Below are 18,007 nucleotides of genomic sequence, written 5' to 3' on the forward strand. Positions count from 1 at the left end.
CGACATGTCTCGCAGCATCGATCTCGCAGTGATCCCGGGTGACGGAATCGGCCAGGAAGTCGTGGCCGAAGGCCTCAAGGTGCTCTCCGCCGCGCTTCCGCAGGATGTGAAGCTGGAGACCAAGGAGTACGACTTCGGGGCCAGGCGCTACCACGCCACCGGTGAGACCCTCACCGACGCCGACCTCGACGCGCTGAAGCGGCACGACGCCATCCTGCTCGGCGCGATCGGCGACCCGAGCGTACCGTCCGGCGTCCTGGAGCGCGGGTTCCTGCTGAAGCTCCGCTTCGCCTTCGACCACCACGTCAACCTGCGTCCCTCCAAGCTGCTGCCGGGCGTCGCCACCCCGCTCGCCGGCCAGCCGCAGATCGACTTCGTCGTCGTCCGCGAGGGCACCGAGGGCCCCTACACGGGCAACGGCGGCACCATCCGCAAGGGCACCGAGCACGAGGTCGCCACCGAGGTCTCCGTCAACACGGCCTTCGGTGTCGAGCGCGTGGTCCGCGACGCCTTCGAGCGCGCCCAGGCCCGTCCGCGCAAGAAGCTCACGCTGGTCCACAAGAACAACGTGCTGACCTTCGCCGGGCACCTGTGGACGAACATCTTCAACAAGGTCGGCGCGGAGTACCCCGAGGTCGAGACCGACTACATCCACGTCGACGCGGCGACGATCTACCTCGTCACCCAGCCCGAGCGCTTCGACGTCATCGTCACCGACAACCTCTTCGGCGACATCATCACCGACCTCGCCGCGGCCGTCTCCGGCGGCATCGGCGTGGCCGCCTCCGGCAACATCAACCCGGCCCGTGAGTTCCCGTCCATGTTCGAGCCGGTGCACGGCTCGGCCCCGGACATCGCTGGCCAGGGCAAGGCCGACCCCACCGCCACGGTCCTGTCCGTCGCCCTGCTGCTGCGTCACCTCGGCTACGACGCCGAGGCCGACCGCGTCGACGCGGCGGTCACCGCCGACCTCACCGAGCGCGGCGCTCTGCCGGCCCGCAGCACCTCGCAGATCGGCGACGCGCTCGCGGTACGCGTAGCGGGCTGACCCGTCGACGCACCAAGCCGCCGGGTCGCATCCGCGCCCGGCGGCTTTTCCTATGCGGTCGTCGGGTGCCACCATCAACCTCTGGGCCGCTTTCACCCCGTTTCCTTCGGTCCGCAGCCACGCGTGATAATCGAACGCGGAGCCGCGGCCATGAGGGAATGCTCGGACGTCCTAGCACTGACGACTGGACGTAGGGGCGTGAGCGCGGCCCGTCACGACAACCGGTGCTGCGTTTCCCGGGGAATGACCCCCGGACCCCGGCCGAAAGGCCGGAGCCGCGCCGGCCCGAATCAGGAGAAGGACGCTTACCCATGACGACGCCCACGATCGAGCTCAAGCCCTCCGCCCGCCCGCTCGCCGCAGCGGAGCGGGAGGCGATCCTGGCCAACCCCGGATTCGGCCGGCACTTCACCGACCACATGGTGACGATCAAGTGGACCGAGGGCCGGGGCTGGCACGACGGACAGCTCGTTCCGTACGCGCCGATCCCGCTCGACCCGGCCACCAACGTCCTGCACTACGCCCAGGAGATCTTCGAGGGCCTGAAGGCCTACCGCCAGCCCGACGGCTCGGTCGCCATGTTCCGCCCCGACCAGAACGCCAAGCGGTTCCAGCGCTCGGCCAAGCGCCTGGCCATGCCGGAGCTGCCGGTCGAGACGTTCATCGAGGCCTGCGACGCCCTGGTCCGCCAGGACGTCGACTGGGTGCCGGCGCACGGCGGCGAGGAGTCCCTCTACCTGCGCCCGTTCATGATCGGCACCGAGGTCGGCCTGGGCGTCAAGCCGGCCAACGAGTACCTGTTCATCGTCATCGCCTCCCCGGCCGGCGCCTACTTCCAGGGCGGCGTCAAGCCCGTGTCGATCTGGGTCTCCGAGGACCGCGTCCGCGCCGTCCCCGGCGGCATGGGCGACGCCAAGACCGGCGGCAACTACGCCGCGTCCCTGCTCGCCCAGGCCGAGGCCGCCGCCAAGGGCTGCGACCAGGTCTGCTACCTCGACGCGGTCGAGCACCGGTGGGTCGAGGAACTGGGCGGCATGAACCTGTACTTCGTGTACGGCGACAAGATCATCACCCCGACCCTGACCGGCTCCATCCTGGAGGGCGTCACCCGTGACTCCCTGCTGGCCGTCGCCCGCGACCTCGGCTACACCTCCGAGGAGGGGCGCGTCAGCGTCGAGCAGTGGCAGCGCGACTCCGAGCACGGCACCCTCACCGAGGTGTTCGCCTGCGGCACCGCGGCCGTGATCACGCCGGTCGGCACCGTCAAGCGCGACAGCGCCGAGTGGAACCAGGGCGGCGGCGAGCCCGGCGAGGTCACGCTGCGCCTGCGCCAGGCCCTGCTGGACATCCAGCGCGGCACGATCGAGGACGAGCACGGCTGGATGCACAAGCTGGGTCGGTGACCTCAGGCCGTGGTCCCGCCGGAGGCCGACGCCGCCACGGACCGCGGGCCCGCGCCGGCTGAGCAACTCTCCGCCGGCGCGAGCCCGCGGGGGTGCCGGACCCCCGGGCCGAAGAGGGCTCACGGGGCGAAGAAGGCCGACGGGGTGAAGAGGGCCCACGGGGCCGAAGAGCGGGGTCAGGCCGGCGCGTGCGCCCAGACGGCGCGTCCGGCCCGGCGCAGCAGCTCCTCGGCTTCGTACTCCATGGCCTTCGCCCTCTCCCGCTCCGGGGACGGCACGAACGCGGATATGGGGGGAGCCGCGGCGCCGTACAGGCCATGGGTGCGCAGGTCGGCAGCCGCTTGTCCCAGCCGGCGCAGGTACTGAGCCAGCACGGATGCGGAGCAGACCGGTCTGCGCACGGTGGTGAAGTAGCAGTCGAAGCCGTCGGCCAGGTCGGCGCTCTGCGCTGAGGTCGCGTCCTCGTGCTCGGACGCCTTCCACAGGGACTTCTCGTCAGGCACCAGCCGCGCGCCGACAGCGCGGTGCACCTGATGGTTGAAGCGAACCGCGCTGTCGACGGGCCCGGTCACCTCCGCCGGCGCCGACTCCTGGAGGGACCGCAGCAGCACCGGGATGGGCCAGTAGTCACGGGCCCACTGGCCGGTGAAAGCCGGGTGCTGGCGAGCCATCGCGGGCCGGATGGTCGCGACGTACACCTCGGGTGGGCAGCTTCCCGCGTACATGAACAGCAACGAGTGCAGTTCGGTCAGCTCCACCACGCGGGCGACAAGTACCTCGGTGTCCGATCCGGCCGGGGACAGCGCCGCCGAGAGCCGGCCGAGAGCCTGTCCGAGAAGACGCCAGGTGATGAACGACAGCTGGTGCGCGAGTATCCAGCGGCCCCAGTACAGCCGGTCGGGCGTGAACTGGGCCGGCTCCATCCACCGGTCGCCGAGGAGGAAGTCGAAGTGCGGCGCGGACGACTGACGGCCGGTGCAGGCGCCGACGAGGTCGCAGTCGGCGGACGGCTGGCCGGGCTCGGGCAGATACAGCGTCTCGACGTGGCGGAAGGGGCCGGGTTCGGGCACGGCAAGGGGCGGGCATCCGGCCTGGACGCCGTGCGGCGACGTGACGGGTCCACGCGGCTCCGGTACGAGAGGCAAGGTCATCGGGCTGCCCGCCTCAGGCCGTCGAGGACCGCTCGTTCCGCCCGTTCGATGGACTCCTCCGTGCGCGCGGCGAAGACGCCGGCCACGTCCACTCCGGGGATCTCCGCCAGCGGCGACGACACGCCCTGCACCGCGCATTGGTCCAGCACCACCCGGCCGGCCCGCGCCCGCTGCCAGGAATCGAAGTCGTCGACGTGTGCCGGCAACCCCAGCGTGGTGATCACGACGAGCGCGTCGTCGCGGATCAGGCCGAGGTCGTCGGCGGACAGCACCCGGAGGTACGCGGGGGTGTGCAGTGAGATCATGTCGGCACGGGAGAGCAGGTCGGCCGCGGGCACCCAGGTCGAAGGCTCGCGGGGGTCTTTGCCGCTGCCCGAGGGGGTGTGGTGGACCACCCGCATGCCCAGGGCGGACGCGATGACGGCCACGCGTCGCGCCACCGCGCCGTAGCCCAGCAGTCCGAGTGTCCTGCCCGCGAGTTCCCTGGCCGTGTCGCCGCCCTCGAACCGGAAATCCCGTACGCCGCGCAGGAGTTGCTCGATGACGAACTCCGCCGTCCCGGTGTCGCCGTAGTTGAAGATCGGCTGGACGTCTATGCCGTGCCGCTTTGCGTAGGCCAGGTCGATCCGGTCCGTCGAGGTGCCTCGCAGGGCGATGTGGCGCAGCTTGGGGAAGGCCGCCAGGGCGCTCGCCGGGAGGTGGTCCCGCCAGCCGGCGACGAGGGCGTCCACGTCGGCCCACTCGTCGGGAGGGGAATCCGGCCAGCGCCCCTGGACGATCAGGCCGTCCCGGCTGAGTTCACGCAGTGCGGCGAGTGCCACCGGCGACAAGCCTGCCCCGTCGAGTACCGCGATCCGCTGGAATGTCGCGTTCATCGTCCTTCGCTTCCGGCAGGGATGCAGGTGAATTCCCACTCCAGGCCATCGGGGTCGAAGGCGTAGAAACTGTGCACGCCGTCCGAGTCCACGACGATGTCGGTGAGATCCGGGTCGGTGCGGAAGCTGTAGCGACCGCCGCGGGACTTCTCCTCCCAGCGGTCCCTGAGTTCTCGTAATTCTTCCGGAGACCGCAGCACCAGGCAGAGGTGCTGGTAATTGGCCGTATGCACGACCGGAGTCGAAGGCCCGGCCGAAGGCACTTCCAGAAGGTGGATGCGGAAATCCCCCAGGCGTAACTCCTCGATCTTCTGGATGCCCGGGAGACGGCGCCGTGTCAACTCGGAGAACGCCGTCAGTGTCCACCGGTGTTCGAACCCGAGAAGGTCGCGGTACCAGGCCGACAGGTTCTGCGCGTCGTGGGTCACCAGAGCGACGTGATGTATCGCGGCTACGGGAGCGGGTTGTGTCGTCACTTCTCCACCACTTTTCGTGAAGGCGGGTCAGCCGGAGCTGCGTCGGCGGGCGGCAGTGATCAGGTGCAGGGCTTCTTCGAGGTCGTCCGGTGGCAGACCGAGAGGCAACCGGACGTGGCGCGGCCGGACCGGGAAGTAGTTCGCTCCGGTGGTCAGGACGATCCTGTCCTCGGCCATCAGCCGGTCGGCGAAGCTCTCGGCGTCACCGATGCCGAGATCGGCCCAGGCCTGGGTGCCGCCCTGGGTGCGGGACAGTCCCAGGTCGTGTTTGGAGTCCCAGGCCAGGAGCACTTCCCGGCCGGTACGCACGGCCTCGACCAGGGGACCGTTGCCGTACGCGCACAAGTCGGCGGCCCGTTCCTGCGCCCCTGCCGAAACCGCGATCCTCTCCGCTTCGAGCCGGACGGCCAGTTCCGCTGTCGCCGAGGGTTCGGCCATCAGCCAGCCGATCCGCAACCCCGGGGCGCCGTAGTTCTTGGAGAAGCTGTTGAAGGCGTACACCTCGTGCCAGTCGTCCACGAAAGCGAGCGGCGAGCCGCCGGCGGCCGGGTCGAAGGTGAACGCGTCGTAGATGAGATCGAAGACCAGGCGGAAGCCACGGCGCTGCCGATCGGCCAGGAGGGCACGGCTGGCGGAGTCCGGCAGGCAGGCGCCGGTCGGATTGTGGGGGGTGTTGACGTACACCAGGTCTTCGGGACCCAGTGCCATGTCCATCCACCCGTGGTCCGCCAGGAAGGGGTCCCAGTCCAGGGCGACGACCTCCAGGCCGGCCTGTCGCAGTGACCGCGCTATGGTGCCCAGGATGGGTCCGGCGCACACGGCCCGCCGGACGCCGCGGTCGTACAGGTGGCGCGCGGCCAGACTGAGCGCGTCGTAGCCACCATTGGTGACGATCATCGATTCCGGGCCGATATCGGTTCCCTGGGCCCGCTCGCGGACGCACAAGGCTTCCAGCAGCCTCGCGCTGCCCCCTCTTTCCGGGTAGTGATCCGCTTCCTTGGACCAGTCGAGCGGGCGCCACGGGGGAGGGGTCGGCCACGCCGGCACGTTTCCGGTCAGTATGCGCCAATCGATTTCAGGCGATCGGCCCGCGAGAGCGAGACGCCGCCCTGACGCTGTGAGCGACATTCAGACCCCAGTCCGCGGTCGTATGAGCGGCCTCGTGCGGCCTGGGAGCGTAGGGAGGAAAGGAACCGCCTCTGCCATCTTGCTTACCTTCCGTAGGGGAAAGGTGACCTTCCACGATGAAGCCGGTGACGTGAAGGGTGAATACGCCGACGGGCGTGGAGGTTTCGGGCGAACGGCGCCCTGCCGAAAGAGGGGAGGCCCTGAGGGGGATTTCGGCGTTGAAATCCTGTGCCTCCGGCTGGAACCGGCATCAGCGTAGGCATGGGGCGCTGCCGAGGAATTCCCGGTCGAGCAATCTGCCCCAGCGTGCTGCTTTTTGTGCGACGGCCGCCTGCCGATCGCGTATGGGCGAGCGGGGCCGTGGGGAGGTCGAGCCCTTAGGGCTTGCGCATCGTCAAGGTGTTGCTTCCTGTCCCGAGGCTCGTTGATGAGGTACGTGCATCGCGGACGGGACCCTACCCAACTGGCTGTGAAATTAACGGTGTTGTTCACGATCTTCATGAGCGGCAGCGACGGCTGCTGATGGCCGCAGGGATCCGTGTCCTGGGGCGCGGTGGGTCCTTACCGGCCTGTCCCGGCAGCAACTGGGCGATCACACCGGCGCTTTGACCGTCGGCGGACGACAAGTGCCGCGGAAAGGGCGACGGATGCGAGACCGGTCAGGGGGAGCCGGGAGATTCCCGCGAGCTGGATGGTCGCTCCACCCAGCACCGCCCCGAGCGCGATGCCCGCCTGGACGACGAGCACGGACAGGCCGGCGACTGCCGCTTCCGCCTTCTGCCCCACGATGAGAACGTTTCGTTGATGCAAGAGGATGTTGCCCGAGGAACTGGCTCCCCAGAGCGCCAGGATCACCATGAGGTACGGCGACCGCGCCGGCAGGACCATCAGCGCGGCGAACGATGACGCGATCAGCGCGGAAGCCCACAGGAGTCCACGAGGCAGCGCCCGATCGGGTACGCGACCCGTGACGGCCACGCCCGCGACGCCGGCGAAGCCGAGAACGCCGAGCGCCAGGCCGGAGGTCATGCCGCTCCCCAGCTGTTTCAGGTAGGGAGCGAAGTATGCGAAGACAACGAAGTGCCCCAGCAGGAACAGCGCCCAGGCGGTCGTACTCCTGATGACTCCGGGCAGCCGGGCCGCGTCCCGGAGTACGGGCCTTTCCCCGGCGCCGCGGACCTCGGGCAGCAGGCGCCACAGGAGGACCGCCACCACCGTGCTCGCCGCGGACAGCGCGGCGAATGCCGCTCGCCAGCCCAGCGTGTCGCCGAGCAGGGACGCGGCCGGGACTCCGAGGGCCAGCCCGACACTGCTCCCGGAGAACACGAGGGCACTCTGATCGTGTCCATGGGGGACCTCATGCACCGGTGGACCGACGGGCGCTGGCGAGCGCTCCGGCACCGGGTGCTCGCCCCGAGCGCTGTCGCGCCCGATGAGGAACTGGTGTCCCTGGCCTTCTTCCTGGAGGCCAACCCGGATGCCGTGATCACCCCTCTGGACGCACCGGTCGGAGGGGGGAACGGGATGGAGTCGGTTGTCGCCGGCCAGTCGATCATGAAGCAGGTACTGACCCTCACCGGCACCGATGGTGACTGACGAGGCGGCGCCGGGACGCGAGGACGCGACGGCGTTCGAGGGGCTGACCGCGGAACAGGTGGCCCGCGCGTACGAGTTGGCCCCCCTGCCCGTGGAAGGCGGATGGTACCGGCGCACCTGGGCGGGAGACCAGGACGGGACAGGGCGTCCGGCGGGCTCGTCGATCCTGCTGCTCCTGACGGACGGGGACGGCTTCTCGGCGCTGCACAGGCTGCCGATAGACGAGGTGTGGCACTTCTACCGGGGCGATCCGGTCGAGTTGCTCCTTCTGCATCCCGACCGCGGCCACCGCCTCGTCGTCCTGGGCGGCCGGGGGACGAGTCCCCGGGTGCAGTTCACCGTGCCGGCCGGCACCTGGATGGGCGCCCGGGTCCGGGCGGGCGGCGCGTGGTCGCTGCTGGGTACGACCATGGCGCCGGGCTTTCGGCCGACGGACTACGAGGGAGGTGACATGGGGACGCTGCTCGCCCGTTATCCGGAGCGGGCGGAGCTGATCCGGTCACTGTGCCGCCCCGGTGCGGCGACCTCGATGGAGCAGGAGGTGGAGTAGGTGCCAGAGGGGCCTCTGACAGGGCGGGTCGCCCTGATCACGGGAGGTGGCGGCCTGATCGGAAGCGGCATCGCCCGCTGTTTCGGGCGGGCGGGGGCGTCCGTGGTGGTGCACTACCGGGACAACGAGCGGCGCGCCCGCGAGGTCGCGGACGACGTGACCCGCCACGGAGGCGACGCGACGGTCCTGCGGGCCGACCTGACGGTCGAAGGCGAATGCCGTGGTCTGGTGGCCGAGGCCGCCTCCTGGCGGGGCCGCCTCGACGCCCTGGTCAACAACGCGGGAATTCAGCCGGTCCGGCAGCTCGGTGATCTCGGCCTGGACGAATGGCGGACGGTGCTGGAGACCAACGTGTCCAGCCCGTTCGTGGCCACCCAGGCCGCCGCGGAGATCATGAGCGCTCAGGGCGGTGGCTCCATCACGCACATCGCCTCGATCGAAGGCGGCCGTCCCGCGTCCGGGCACGCGCACTACAGCTCGTCCAAAGCGGCCCTGATCATGCATGCGCGCGCCGCGGCGCTGGAGTACGGCGCGCGCGGGATCCGGGTCAACGCCGTGTCTCCTGGCGTGATCGAGCGTCCGGGCATCGCCGAGCAGTGGCCGGAGGGGGTCGCGGGGTGGCTGGCCAGGACACCGTCGGGCAGGCTCGGGCAGCCGGAGGACGTCGGCCGCGCCTGCGTCTTCCTGGCCTCCGACGCCGCCTCCTGGATCAGCGGGGTGGACCTGCCGGTCGACGGCGGCGCCAGCGTCTGCCCCGGCTGGTGACGACCCGTCTCCCGATGGCGGCGGGGCTGCCCGCGCACGACAGGGGCTGATCCGCACGGAAGGCCCGAGCAAGCGCGGACACGGTAGCTCCGCCGTCCAGGACGGGCACCTCGCCGTCAGCGAGGTACGTCCCGGCCGACGGCCAGGGCCGCCACGGACTCCTCGCCCGTGGCGGACTTCGCGTTTGTGGCGGACGAGAAGTCCGCGGCGGCCCTTTCGTGTCCCCGGCCGGACGTCAGCAGCAGGTAGACCACCGCGCCGACCGCGCCCGACAGCAGGAAGCTGCAGTCCACCCCGCCGGTCAGCGTGAGCAGCGGGCCCTCGTAGGAGGGCAGGGACACGGCCAGCAGACCGACGGCCGCGCCCGCGGCCCAGGAGACGGTGGCCGGGACGTTCCAGCCGGACCGGTACCAGTAGACGCCGCCGCGCGAACGGCGGTTGAAGACCTGGAGGGCGTCGGCGTCGTAGACACCGCGGGAGCGGACGAAGCCGATCAGGGTGATGACCGCCCACGGGGTGCCGATGGCGGTGAGCAGCAGCACGAAGGAGGTCATCGCGGACTGCGCGTTCCAGGCGTAGTGGCCCACGAACACGCAGGCCGTGGCGACGACGGCGACCGTGAGGGTGGCGCGGGCGCGGGACGCCTTCGGCAGGATCGCGTCCAGGTCGAGGCCCATCGAGTACAGCATCAGGCCGGCGTTGCCGACCGAGCCCGCGGAGGCGGACAGCAGCAGCGGGACCAGGTACCAGGCGGGGGACGCGGAGACCAGCGGGCCCGCGTAGTCGGTGGTCGCGCGGGCCGCGTACGCCGTGAAGGTGCCGAACAGCTGGGGCACCAGCAGGCCGAGGACCAGACCGAGCCAGGTGGCGCGCAGGACCCGGCGGCCGGAGTGCCGGGCCGGGGAGATGTAGCGGGTGTAGTCGCCGAGCAGGGTGATGAAGGCGATGGGCCCTGACAGGCCCGCCGCGACGACGGCCAGGAACCAGGTCGGCCAGAAGGAGCCCAGCAGGTAGCCGCCCGCGCCGGGCAGCGCCGCGGTCGTGAAGTGCGGGGCGTAGGCGGCGATCCCGAGGGCCAGCAGGGCGGTCATGCCGATCGCGAGCACGCGGGACATGGCCAGCAGCACCTTGTAGCCGTACACCGCGCCCGCGACCGTCGCCGCGGCGAGCAGTGCGTAGACGAGGGCGTACGACACCCCGTCCGCGGGCACTCCGGCCAGCCGGCCCAGCACGCCGACCATCACGTCGCCGCCGATCCACACCGTCAGCGCGGTGTAGCCGAGGGCCAGCAGCAGGCCGACGACCGAGCCGACCAGCCGGCCCCGCACACCGAACTGGGCGCCGGAGGACGTGGAGAGGTTGGTCGCGGTGCGCAGGGAGACCAGCGCGAGCGGCGCCGTGAACAGCGTGCCGACGACCGTGCCCGCCGCGATCGCGCTCACCGACGCCCACCAGCCGAGCCCGAAGGACGGGGGCAGCCAGCCGAAGATGATCACTCCGAGGCAGAGGTTGGAGCCGAGCAGGATCGAGACCAGGTCGCGGGGGCCACTGGTCCGTTCCTCCTCCGGGATGGTGTCGACGCCGTGCTGTTCTATCGGCATGGCAGGTCTCCTTCGACGGCCGCCTGATGGAGGAAGCTGAGTGGGGGAGCTGAGCTGGGGAAGCTGAGCTGAAGTGATGTTAGAGCGACGTTCAATGTGACGCGTATTGTGGCCACGAGTCAACGCTTCTGTTTCACCAAGGTTGCGTTTAGAGTGATGTTCTAACTTTTGGAAGGCAAGGAGGTGCCGCGTCGTGAGACTGACTCCCACGGAACGTGACCGGCTGCTGCTCTTCGGAGCCGCCGAGCTGGCCCGGGCCCGCCGCTCGCGCGGTCTTCGGCTGAACGTGCCGGAGGCGACCGCGCTGATCGCGGACACCGTGTGCGAGGCCGCCCGCGACGGCAGGCGCCTCGCGGAGGCCATCGAGGCGGCCCGGTCGGTCCTCGGCCCCGAGGACGTGCTGCCGGGCGTCGCCGACGTCGTCACCGAGGTGATGGTCGAGGCCGTCTTCGACGACGGCTCCCGGCTCGCGGTGGTCTCCGACCCGATCGGCGCCGGCTCGGGCACGGACGGCCCCGGCGCGCTGCTGCCGGGCCCTGAGCACACCGAGCCCGAGCCGGCGCTCCGCCTCACGGTCACCAACACCGCGTCCGTGCCGGTCTCCGTCACCTCCCACTTCCACTTCTTCGAGGCGAACCCGCGCCTCGACTTCGCCCGCGAGCGGGCCTACGGCATGCGGCTCGCCGTACCCGCCGGGTCCTCGGTGCGGTTCGGGCCGGGGGACAGCGCCGAGGTCGGGCTCGTACCGATCGGCGGCGAGCGGATCGCGATCGGCTTCGCGGGCCTGGTCGACGGGCCGCTGGATGCGCCCGGGGCCCGGGAAGAAGCCCTGCGCAGGGCCGCGGCCTGCGGATATCTGGGAGTCCCGCACGAGGACGCACACAAGGTCACACCGGAAGGAGGCGAGCGATGAGCCGCTCGAAGGGACGAGAGATCAGCGAGTCGATCACCATCGACCCGCACGCCTACGCGGCCACCCACGGCCCCCGCGCCGGCGACCGCATCCGCCTCGGCGACTCCGGTCTGACGATCCGGGTCGAGTCGGACGCCCAGAAGTACGGCGACGAGTTCCTCGCCGGCTTCGGCAAGACCGCCCGCGACGGGCTGCACCTGAAGGCCGCCGCCGTCCGCGACACCTGCGACGTCGTGGTCAGCAACGTTCTTGTGATCGACCCGGTGCAGGGCATCCGCAAGGTGTCCATCGGCATCCGTGAAGGCCGAATCTGCGGCATCGGGCGGGCCGGCAACCCCGACACCCTCGACGGCGTCGACGTCGTCGTCGGCACGGGCACCTCCATCGTCTCCGGCGAGGGGCTCATCGCCACCGCCGGAGCCATCGACACCCATGTGCACCTGCTGTCGCCGCGCATCATGGAGGCCTCCCTCGCCTCCGGCGTGACCACGATCATCGGGCAGGAGTTCGGCCCGGTGTGGGGCGTCGGGGTGAACTCGCCGTGGGCGCTCAAGCACGCCTTCGGGGCCTTCGACGCCTGGCCGGTCAACATCGGCTTCCTGGGCCGGGGTTCGTCCTCGCACGGCGCACCCCTCGTCGAGGCGCTCGCCGAGGGCGGTGCCTGCGGCTTCAAGGTGCACGAGGACATGGGCGCCCACACCCGCGCCCTGGACACCGCGCTGCGCGTCGCCGAGGACCACGACGTCCAGGTCGCCCTGCACTCCGACGGCCTGAACGAGTGCCTGTCGGTGGAGGACACCCTGAAGGTGCTGGAGGGCCGCACGATCCACGCCTTCCACATCGAGGGCTGCGGCGGCGGACACGTGCCCAACGTGCTGAAGATGGCCGGCGTGCCGAACGTCATCGGCTCCTCCACCAACCCGACCCTGCCCTTCGGCCGGGACGCGGTCGCCGAGCACTACGGCATGATCGTCTCCGTCCACGACCTCAAGACCGACCTGCCCGGCGACGCCGCCATGGCCCGCGACCGCATCCGGGCCGGCACGATGGGCGCCGAGGACGTGCTGCACGACCTGGGCGCGATCGGCATCACCTCCTCCGACGCCCAGGGCATGGGCCGCGCCGGCGAGACGGTCCGCCGCACCTTCGCCATGGCCGGCAAGATGAAGGCCGAGCTGGGCCCGATGGACGGCGACGGCGCCGGCGACGACAACGCCCGCGTCCTGCGCTACATGGCCAAGCTGACCATCAACCCCGCCATCGCCCACGGCCTCTCCCACGAGGTCGGCTCCATCGAGACCGGCAAGCTCGCCGACATCGTGCTGTGGCGCCCGGAGTACTTCGGCGCCAAGCCGCAGCTGGTCCTCAAGTCCGGCTTCCCCGCCTACGGCGTCACCGGCGACCCCAACGCGGCCACCGACACCTGCGAACCCCTCGTGCTCGGCCCGCAGTTCGGCGCGCACGGCGCCACGCCCGCCGAGATCTCCGTCGCGTTCGTCTCCCAGGCCGCCGTCGACCAGGGCGGCGACACCATGCCGACCGGGCGCAGGCGGGTCGCCGTGCGCGGCACCCGCGGCATCGGCCCCGCCGACCTGCGGCTGAACGCCCGTATCGGCGCGGTCGACGTCGACCAGCGCACCGGCCTGGTCACCCTCGACGGCGACCCGCTGTCCTCCGAGCCCGCCGACTCCGTCTCCCTGAATCGCCTCTACTTCCTCTGACCCCGGACACAAGGACCTCCACAGATGAGCACTCCCGCCGCCGACGGCTTCCGTATGCCCGCCGAGTGGACCCCGCACGAGCGCACCTGGATGGCGTGGCCGGGCCCCAACCCCACCTTCGACGACCCGGAGGACCTCGCCGCCTCGCGCGCCGCCTGGGCCACGGTCGCCCGGACGATCAGCCGCTTCGAACCCGTGACGGTCGTGTGCGGTCCCGGCCAGTCGGCCGAGGCCCAGACGCTCGTCGGCCCCGCCGTCAGCACCGTCGAGCGCGAGCTGGACGACGCCTGGATGCGCGACATAGGCCCCACCTTCCTCACCAACGGCAAGGGCGAACTGGCCGCCGTGGACTGGACGTTCAACGGCTGGGGCGCCCAGGACTGGGCCCGCTGGGAGCACGACTCCAAGATCGGCGCGTACGTCTCGGACCTCGCGGGCGCGAAGACGTACGCCTCCAGGCTGGTCAACGAGGGCGGCGCGATCCACGTCGACGGCGAGGGCACCGTCCTGCTGACCGAGACGGTCCAGCTCGGCCCCGAGCGCAACCCGCACTGGTCCAGGGAAGAGGTCGAGGCGGAGATCCACGCCCACCTCGGCACGAGCAAGGCGATCTGGCTGCCGCGCGGTCTCACCGGCGACTACCCGCCCTACGGCTTCGGCACCATGGGCCACGTCGACATCGTCGCCGCCTTCGCCCGCCCCGGCGTCGTCGTCGCCCACCACCAGCCGGACCCGGCCCACCCCGACCACGAGGTCACCAAGGAGGTCATCGGCCTGCTGAAGTCGGCGACCGACGCCCGAGGCCGCGCCCTGGAGGTCGTCGAGGTCCCCGCCCCGACCGTCCTGGAGGCCGACGGCCACTGGGCCGACTACTCCTACATCAACCACTACCTGTGCAACGGCGGCGTGGTCCTGTGCGGCTTCGACGACCCGCGCGACGAGGTCGCCGCCGGGATCTTCCGCCGGCTCTTCCCGGAGCGGACGGTGACCCTGGTGGACGCCCGTACGATCTTCTCCGGTGGTGGTGGCATCCACTGCATCACCCAGCAGCAGCCGAAGGTCTGACCCGCGTCCGACTCGCGTCCGACCCGCGTCCGACCGACGAGACACCCGCGTCCGACACACAGGAGCAGCAGATGGCCGGTGCGGCCCGTGCGCGCAGGAACGCGCCGCCCCGCGAGGAGGTCCTGGCCGCCGCCATGGACATGATCGCCAAGCGCGGTCTGGAGAAGCTCACCATGGCGGGGCTCGGCCGCGAGGTCGGGATGAGCAGCGGCCATCTGCTGTACTACTTCCACTCCAAGGACGAACTGCTGCTGCAGGCCCTGGAGTGGAGCGAGGGCCGCCTCGGCGCCGAACGCGGCCGGCTGCTCATGCGCCGGGGCAGCGCGCGCGAACGCCTGGACGCGTACGTCGACCTGTACGTCCCCGACGGCCACCGGGACCCGCACTGGACCCTGTGGCTGGAGGTCTGGAACCGCTCGCAGAGCGCCGACGACGACGCCCGCGAGCGGCAGGCCGCCATCGAGGGCGCCTGGCACCGCGACCTGGTCGCCCTGCTCGCCGAGGGCATCTCCCACGGAGAGTTCCGCCGGGTGGACCCCGACCGGTTCGCCTCCCGGCTGCGCGCCCTCCTCGACGGCTTCGCCATCCACGTCGCGGTCGGCCTGAGAGGCACCGACCGCGAGCAGATCATGTCCCACGTCCAGGAGTTCATCGCCGACTCGCTGCTCGCCACGGACACCTGAAGCGCAGGTCAGAGGGGTGCCGGCACTCTTAGGGGGACCGAATCCTGAGATGGGAGGGAAGCAGGGCACGGTTATGTGCCAAACTTCCCCCGTGCTCTCGTTCGCCACGATTATTGGCAGCAGGCGCGCCGGTCCGCAGTGACCACCTCGTACGACCAGGTGCGGGTGGCACCGTCGTCCTCAGACCCGCGCGCAGACCTCTCGCACCCGCGAGGGGTTTTTTGTTTTCCGGCCCACCTTCAGCCGGGGACGAGCGCAAGGGATATTGAGAACGGTGGAGCCGGTCATTCGGTAACGACCGACATCCAAAATCAGGAGCCTTGAGACCATGACCGAAACCAGCGAGCTCGACGATTCGTTCCACGTCTTCGACACCACCCTGCGCGACGGCGCGCAGCGCGAGGGCATCAACCTCACCGTCGCGGACAAGCTGGCCATCGCACGGCACCTGGACGACTTCGGCGTGGGCTTCATCGAGGGCGGCTGGCCCGGCGCCAACCCACGGGACACCGAGTTCTTCGCCCGCGCCCAGCAGGAGATCGACTTCAAGCACGCCCGGCTCGTCGCGTTCGGCGCCACCCGCCGCGCCGGCGCCAAGGCGGCCGACGACCCGCAGGTCAAGGCACTCCTGGACTCGGGCGCCCCGGTCGTCACCCTCGTGGCCAAATCGCACGACCGGCACGTGGAGCTGGCCCTGCGCACCACGCTGGACGAGAACCTGGAGATGATCCGGGACACGGTCGCACACCTGCGCGAACAGGGCCGCCAGGTCTTCGTCGACTGCGAGCACTTCTTCGACGGCTACCGCGCCAACCCCGAATACGCCAAGGCGGTCGTCCGTACGGCCGCGGAGGCCGGCGCCGACGTCGTCATCCTCTGCGACACCAACGGAGGCATGCTCCCGGCGCAGATCCAGGCCGTCGTCGCCACGGTCCTCGCCGACACCGGCGCCCGGCTCGGCATCCACGCCCAGGACGACACCGGCTGCGCGGTCGCGAACACGCTGGCCGCGGTGGACGCCGGCGCGACCCACGTCCAGTGCACGGCGAACGGGTACGGCGAGCGGGTCGGCAACGCCAACCTCTTCCCGGTCGTCGCCGCCCTGGAGCTGAAGTACGGCAAGAAGGTCCTGCCCGAGGGCCGGCTGCGCGAGATGACGCGGATCTCCCACGCCATCGCCGAGGTCGTGAACCTCACCCCCTCCACGCACCAGCCGTACGTCGGGGTCTCGGCCTTCGCCCACAAGGCCGGCCTCCACGCCTCCGCGATCAAGGTCGACCCGGACCTGTACCAGCACATCGACCCCGAGCTGGTCGGCAACACCATGCGCATGCTGGTCTCCGACATGGCCGGCCGCGCCTCGGTCGAGCTGAAGGGCAAGGAACTCGGCGTCGACCTCGGCGGCGACCGCGAGCTGGTCGGCCGGGTGGTCGAGCGGGTCAAGGAGCACGAGCTCAAGGGCTACACGTACGAGGCCGCCGACGCCTCCTTCGAACTGCTGCTCCGCGCCGAGGTGCAGGGCAGGCCGATGAAGTACTTCGAGGTCGAGTCCTGGCGGGCCATCGTCGAGGACCGCCCCGACGGCAGCCACGCCAACGAGGCCACCGTCAAGCTCTGGGCCCTCGGCGAGCGGATCGTCGCCACGGCGGAGGGCAACGGCCCGGTCAACGCCCTCGACCGCGCGCTGCGCGTCGCCCTGGAGAAGATCTACCCCCAGCTCGCCAAGCTCGACCTCGTCGACTACAAGGTCCGCATCCTGGAGGGCGTCCACGGCACCCAGTCCACCACCCGCGTCCTGATCTCCACGAGCGACGGTGCGGGCGAGTGGTCCACGGTGGGCGTCGCCGAGAACGTCATCGCCGCGTCCTGGCAGGCGCTGGAGGACGCGTACACGTACGGGCTGCTGCGGGCCGGGGTGGAACCGGCGGAGTAGGGGGCGGTGGGGGCGCCCCCGAGAGGCCTGACCCGGAGGTTCTGCAGGTTGCGGATTCTGCAGGCTCTGCTCAGGGGGCGCGCCATACGTTGTCGAAGGCGGCGTCCTCGATACGGCGCCGCTGCCGGACGGCCTCCAGCTCGGTCAGGGCGCCGTTGACGGTGGCCAGGACGGTGACGAGGGCGTCGCCGCCGAGAACCGAGGTGTCGGGGGTTTCTGGGGCCTCCGGGGTTTCCGGGGTGTCTGGGGCTGCTGGGCTCTCTGGGGCTTCCTGAGCCTCGGGGATGCCGAGGGCGGCGGCGAGGCCGACGAGGACGGGCTCGCGGGAGTCCCAGCGCTCGGTCGCGTGATGACGGGCCGGTGAGTCGGAGCCGGCGGGGGCGCTCCGCTCAGCGCGCGGACGCAGCCAGCGCTGAAGGGCGCCGCCGCGCTGTCCTCGTGGCTCCAGCTCGGTGGCGTAGGCGGACGCCAGCCCACGCCCCCGGCGCCACAGCCAGTCCTCGACGGTCTCGTACGGTGCCTGCCGGACCAGTGCCGCGCCCGCCTCGTCCAGCAGGCGGTCACCCGTGGCCGGCACCAGTCCGGGCACGATCCGGTCGTCGTCCAGGGTGACGGCCTCGGCGGCGAGCAGATCGACCAGCTCGGCGCCCGCCAGGGCGAGCGACAGGTCCCCCTGCTCGACGGGGCGGCTGGACGGGACGTCCAGCGTGACGAACAGCAGATCCTGGGGTGTGGTCATCGGTTCTCCCGGTGCGCTGCGTCAATACGGCCCACATCACAACCATGCGACCACCCTGAACCTTCCGCTCACCCGGTTGCTGTCCTGGTGGGCCGGTTCGCCTGTGGCGCCGGGTGCTGCGGCCCAGCTCCTGCTTTCCCACCCGCCCGCCCGAAGCTGTCCGCTGGATGGTTGCCGTGTTCCGGTGGGCCGGTTCACCTGTGGCGCCGGGTGCTGCGGTTCGCCGGGCGTCGCCCACCCCGCGGAACCCTCATCACCGCCATCCCGGCGAGAGGGCCACCCCCGGCCTCCTCCCGCATCGACCAGCCACCCCACCCCCTTTCCCCCCACCCCCAGCGCCTCCGTGTCTCCGTGCCTCTG

17 protein-coding genes are annotated in these 18,007 nt (G+C 70.9%); 10 read left to right on the forward strand and 7 right to left on the reverse strand.

Going from position 1 to position 18,007, the window contains the following annotated elements:
• The first annotated feature begins 4 nt into the window (after positions 1-4).
• Together ACGFYV_RS19405 and ACGFYV_RS19410 are read left to right on the forward strand one after the other, a co-directional pair.
• On the forward strand, positions 5-1,048 hold the full coding sequence (locus tag ACGFYV_RS19405) for a 3-isopropylmalate dehydrogenase (RefSeq protein ID WP_393879620.1): 1,044 nt from the start codon (positions 5-7) through the stop codon (positions 1,046-1,048).
• 311 nt (positions 1,049-1,359) lie between these two features.
• Complete coding sequence (locus ACGFYV_RS19410) at positions 1,360-2,451, forward strand: branched-chain amino acid aminotransferase (RefSeq protein WP_393879621.1); 1,092 nt, start codon at positions 1,360-1,362, stop codon at positions 2,449-2,451.
• Between the two features lie 176 nt (positions 2,452-2,627).
• Here ACGFYV_RS19410 and ACGFYV_RS19415 read toward each other — a convergent pair whose 3' ends face one another.
• From ACGFYV_RS19415 to ACGFYV_RS19435, 5 genes are all read right to left on the reverse strand, one after another.
• Positions 2,628-3,602 carry a hypothetical protein gene (locus ACGFYV_RS19415; RefSeq protein WP_393879622.1) on the reverse strand — a complete coding sequence of 325 codons (975 nt, stop codon included), beginning with the start codon at positions 3,600-3,602 and terminating at the stop codon, positions 2,628-2,630.
• The gene (locus tag ACGFYV_RS19420; protein ID WP_393879623.1) at positions 3,599-4,477 is read right to left on the reverse strand and encodes a 2-hydroxyacid dehydrogenase; all 879 of its coding nucleotides are present in this window, start codon (positions 4,475-4,477) and stop codon (positions 3,599-3,601) included. The genes ACGFYV_RS19415 and ACGFYV_RS19420 overlap by 4 nt, the downstream gene beginning before the upstream one ends.
• Complete coding sequence (locus ACGFYV_RS19425; RefSeq protein ID WP_393879624.1) at positions 4,474-4,953, reverse strand: VOC family protein; 480 nt, start codon at positions 4,951-4,953, stop codon at positions 4,474-4,476. The genes ACGFYV_RS19420 and ACGFYV_RS19425 overlap by 4 nt, the downstream gene beginning before the upstream one ends.
• 27 nt (positions 4,954-4,980) lie before the next feature.
• On the reverse strand, positions 4,981-6,081 hold the full coding sequence (locus tag ACGFYV_RS19430) for a beta-methylarginine biosynthesis bifunctional aminotransferase (RefSeq protein ID WP_393879625.1): 1,101 nt from the start codon (positions 6,079-6,081) through the stop codon (positions 4,981-4,983).
• Positions 6,082-6,642: 561 nt separating this feature from the next.
• The gene (locus ACGFYV_RS19435; RefSeq protein ID WP_393879626.1) at positions 6,643-7,407 is read right to left on the reverse strand and encodes an MFS transporter; all 765 of its coding nucleotides are present in this window, start codon (positions 7,405-7,407) and stop codon (positions 6,643-6,645) included.
• A 21-nt stretch (positions 7,408-7,428) separates the two neighbouring features.
• Between ACGFYV_RS19435 and ACGFYV_RS19440 the strand changes: the two genes are divergently transcribed.
• The 3 genes from ACGFYV_RS19440 to ACGFYV_RS19450 are packed head-to-tail and all read left to right on the forward strand — an operon-like array spanning position 7,429 to position 8,992.
• The gene (locus ACGFYV_RS19440; protein WP_393879627.1) at positions 7,429-7,677 is read left to right on the forward strand and encodes a hypothetical protein; all 249 of its coding nucleotides are present in this window, start codon (positions 7,429-7,431) and stop codon (positions 7,675-7,677) included.
• The gene (locus ACGFYV_RS19445; RefSeq protein ID WP_393879628.1) at positions 7,667-8,227 is read left to right on the forward strand and encodes a cupin domain-containing protein; all 561 of its coding nucleotides are present in this window, start codon (positions 7,667-7,669) and stop codon (positions 8,225-8,227) included. The genes ACGFYV_RS19440 and ACGFYV_RS19445 overlap by 11 nt, the downstream gene beginning before the upstream one ends.
• Positions 8,228-8,992: an SDR family NAD(P)-dependent oxidoreductase gene (locus ACGFYV_RS19450; protein WP_393879629.1), complete on the forward strand. Its 765-nt coding sequence runs from the start codon at positions 8,228-8,230 to the stop codon at positions 8,990-8,992.
• Positions 8,993-9,108: 116 nt separating this feature from the next.
• Here the strand turns inward: ACGFYV_RS19450 and ACGFYV_RS19455 are convergent, their stop codons facing one another.
• The gene (locus ACGFYV_RS19455; protein WP_393879630.1) at positions 9,109-10,593 is read right to left on the reverse strand and encodes a cytosine permease; all 1,485 of its coding nucleotides are present in this window, start codon (positions 10,591-10,593) and stop codon (positions 9,109-9,111) included.
• A gap of 193 nt (positions 10,594-10,786) precedes the next feature.
• On the opposite strand from ACGFYV_RS19455, the gene ureA reads away from it, so the two are divergent.
• From ureA to cimA, 5 genes are all read left to right on the forward strand, one after another.
• Positions 10,787-11,506 carry an urease subunit gamma gene (gene ureA, locus ACGFYV_RS19460; protein ID WP_393879631.1) on the forward strand — a complete coding sequence of 240 codons (720 nt, stop codon included), beginning with the start codon at positions 10,787-10,789 and terminating at the stop codon, positions 11,504-11,506.
• The gene (locus ACGFYV_RS19465; RefSeq protein WP_393879632.1) at positions 11,503-13,227 is read left to right on the forward strand and encodes an urease subunit alpha; all 1,725 of its coding nucleotides are present in this window, start codon (positions 11,503-11,505) and stop codon (positions 13,225-13,227) included. Before ureA ends, ACGFYV_RS19465 begins: the two co-directional genes overlap by 4 nt.
• 24 nt (positions 13,228-13,251) lie before the next feature.
• A complete protein-coding gene (locus ACGFYV_RS19470; protein WP_393879633.1) occupies positions 13,252-14,292 on the forward strand; it encodes an agmatine/peptidylarginine deiminase in 1,041 nt (346 codons plus the stop codon).
• Between the two features lie 71 nt (positions 14,293-14,363).
• On the forward strand, positions 14,364-14,975 hold the full coding sequence (locus ACGFYV_RS19475; protein WP_393879634.1) for a TetR/AcrR family transcriptional regulator: 612 nt from the start codon (positions 14,364-14,366) through the stop codon (positions 14,973-14,975).
• A 328-nt stretch (positions 14,976-15,303) separates the two neighbouring features.
• Positions 15,304-16,908, forward strand: a complete 1,605-nt coding sequence (gene cimA, locus ACGFYV_RS19480; RefSeq protein ID WP_393879635.1) for a citramalate synthase — start codon at positions 15,304-15,306, stop codon at positions 16,906-16,908.
• 70 nt (positions 16,909-16,978) lie between these two features.
• Here cimA and ACGFYV_RS19485 read toward each other — a convergent pair whose 3' ends face one another.
• Positions 16,979-17,647: a GPP34 family phosphoprotein gene (locus ACGFYV_RS19485; RefSeq protein ID WP_393879636.1), complete on the reverse strand. Its 669-nt coding sequence runs from the start codon at positions 17,645-17,647 to the stop codon at positions 16,979-16,981.
• Positions 17,648-18,007 lie beyond the last annotated feature (360 nt).

It is taken from the genome of Streptomyces sp. NPDC048297, from assembly GCF_043201585.1.
Lineage (GTDB): Bacteria > Actinomycetota > Actinomycetes > Streptomycetales > Streptomycetaceae > Streptomyces.

Coding starts and splice junctions, on each gene's coding strand:
- cimA (WP_393879635.1), top strand. CDS start 15,304: ATGACCGAAACCAGCGAGCTCGACGATTCGTTCCACGTCTTCGACACC.
- ACGFYV_RS19485 (WP_393879636.1), bottom strand. CDS start 17,647: ATGACCACACCCCAGGATCTGCTGTTCGTCACGCTGGACGTCCCGTCC.
- ACGFYV_RS19455 (WP_393879630.1), bottom strand. CDS start 10,593: ATGCCGATAGAACAGCACGGCGTCGACACCATCCCGGAGGAGGAACGG.
- ACGFYV_RS19415 (WP_393879622.1), bottom strand. CDS start 3,602: ATGACCTTGCCTCTCGTACCGGAGCCGCGTGGACCCGTCACGTCGCCG.
- ACGFYV_RS19410 (WP_393879621.1), top strand. CDS start 1,360: ATGACGACGCCCACGATCGAGCTCAAGCCCTCCGCCCGCCCGCTCGCC.
- ACGFYV_RS19440 (WP_393879627.1), top strand. CDS start 7,429: ATGGGGGACCTCATGCACCGGTGGACCGACGGGCGCTGGCGAGCGCTC.
- ACGFYV_RS19430 (WP_393879625.1), bottom strand. CDS start 6,081: ATGTCGCTCACAGCGTCAGGGCGGCGTCTCGCTCTCGCGGGCCGATCG.
- ACGFYV_RS19420 (WP_393879623.1), bottom strand. CDS start 4,477: ATGAACGCGACATTCCAGCGGATCGCGGTACTCGACGGGGCAGGCTTG.
- ACGFYV_RS19405 (WP_393879620.1), top strand. CDS start 5: ATGTCTCGCAGCATCGATCTCGCAGTGATCCCGGGTGACGGAATCGGC.
- ACGFYV_RS19475 (WP_393879634.1), top strand. CDS start 14,364: ATGGCCGGTGCGGCCCGTGCGCGCAGGAACGCGCCGCCCCGCGAGGAG.
- ACGFYV_RS19465 (WP_393879632.1), top strand. CDS start 11,503: ATGAGCCGCTCGAAGGGACGAGAGATCAGCGAGTCGATCACCATCGAC.
- ACGFYV_RS19470 (WP_393879633.1), top strand. CDS start 13,252: ATGAGCACTCCCGCCGCCGACGGCTTCCGTATGCCCGCCGAGTGGACC.
- ACGFYV_RS19445 (WP_393879628.1), top strand. CDS start 7,667: ATGGTGACTGACGAGGCGGCGCCGGGACGCGAGGACGCGACGGCGTTC.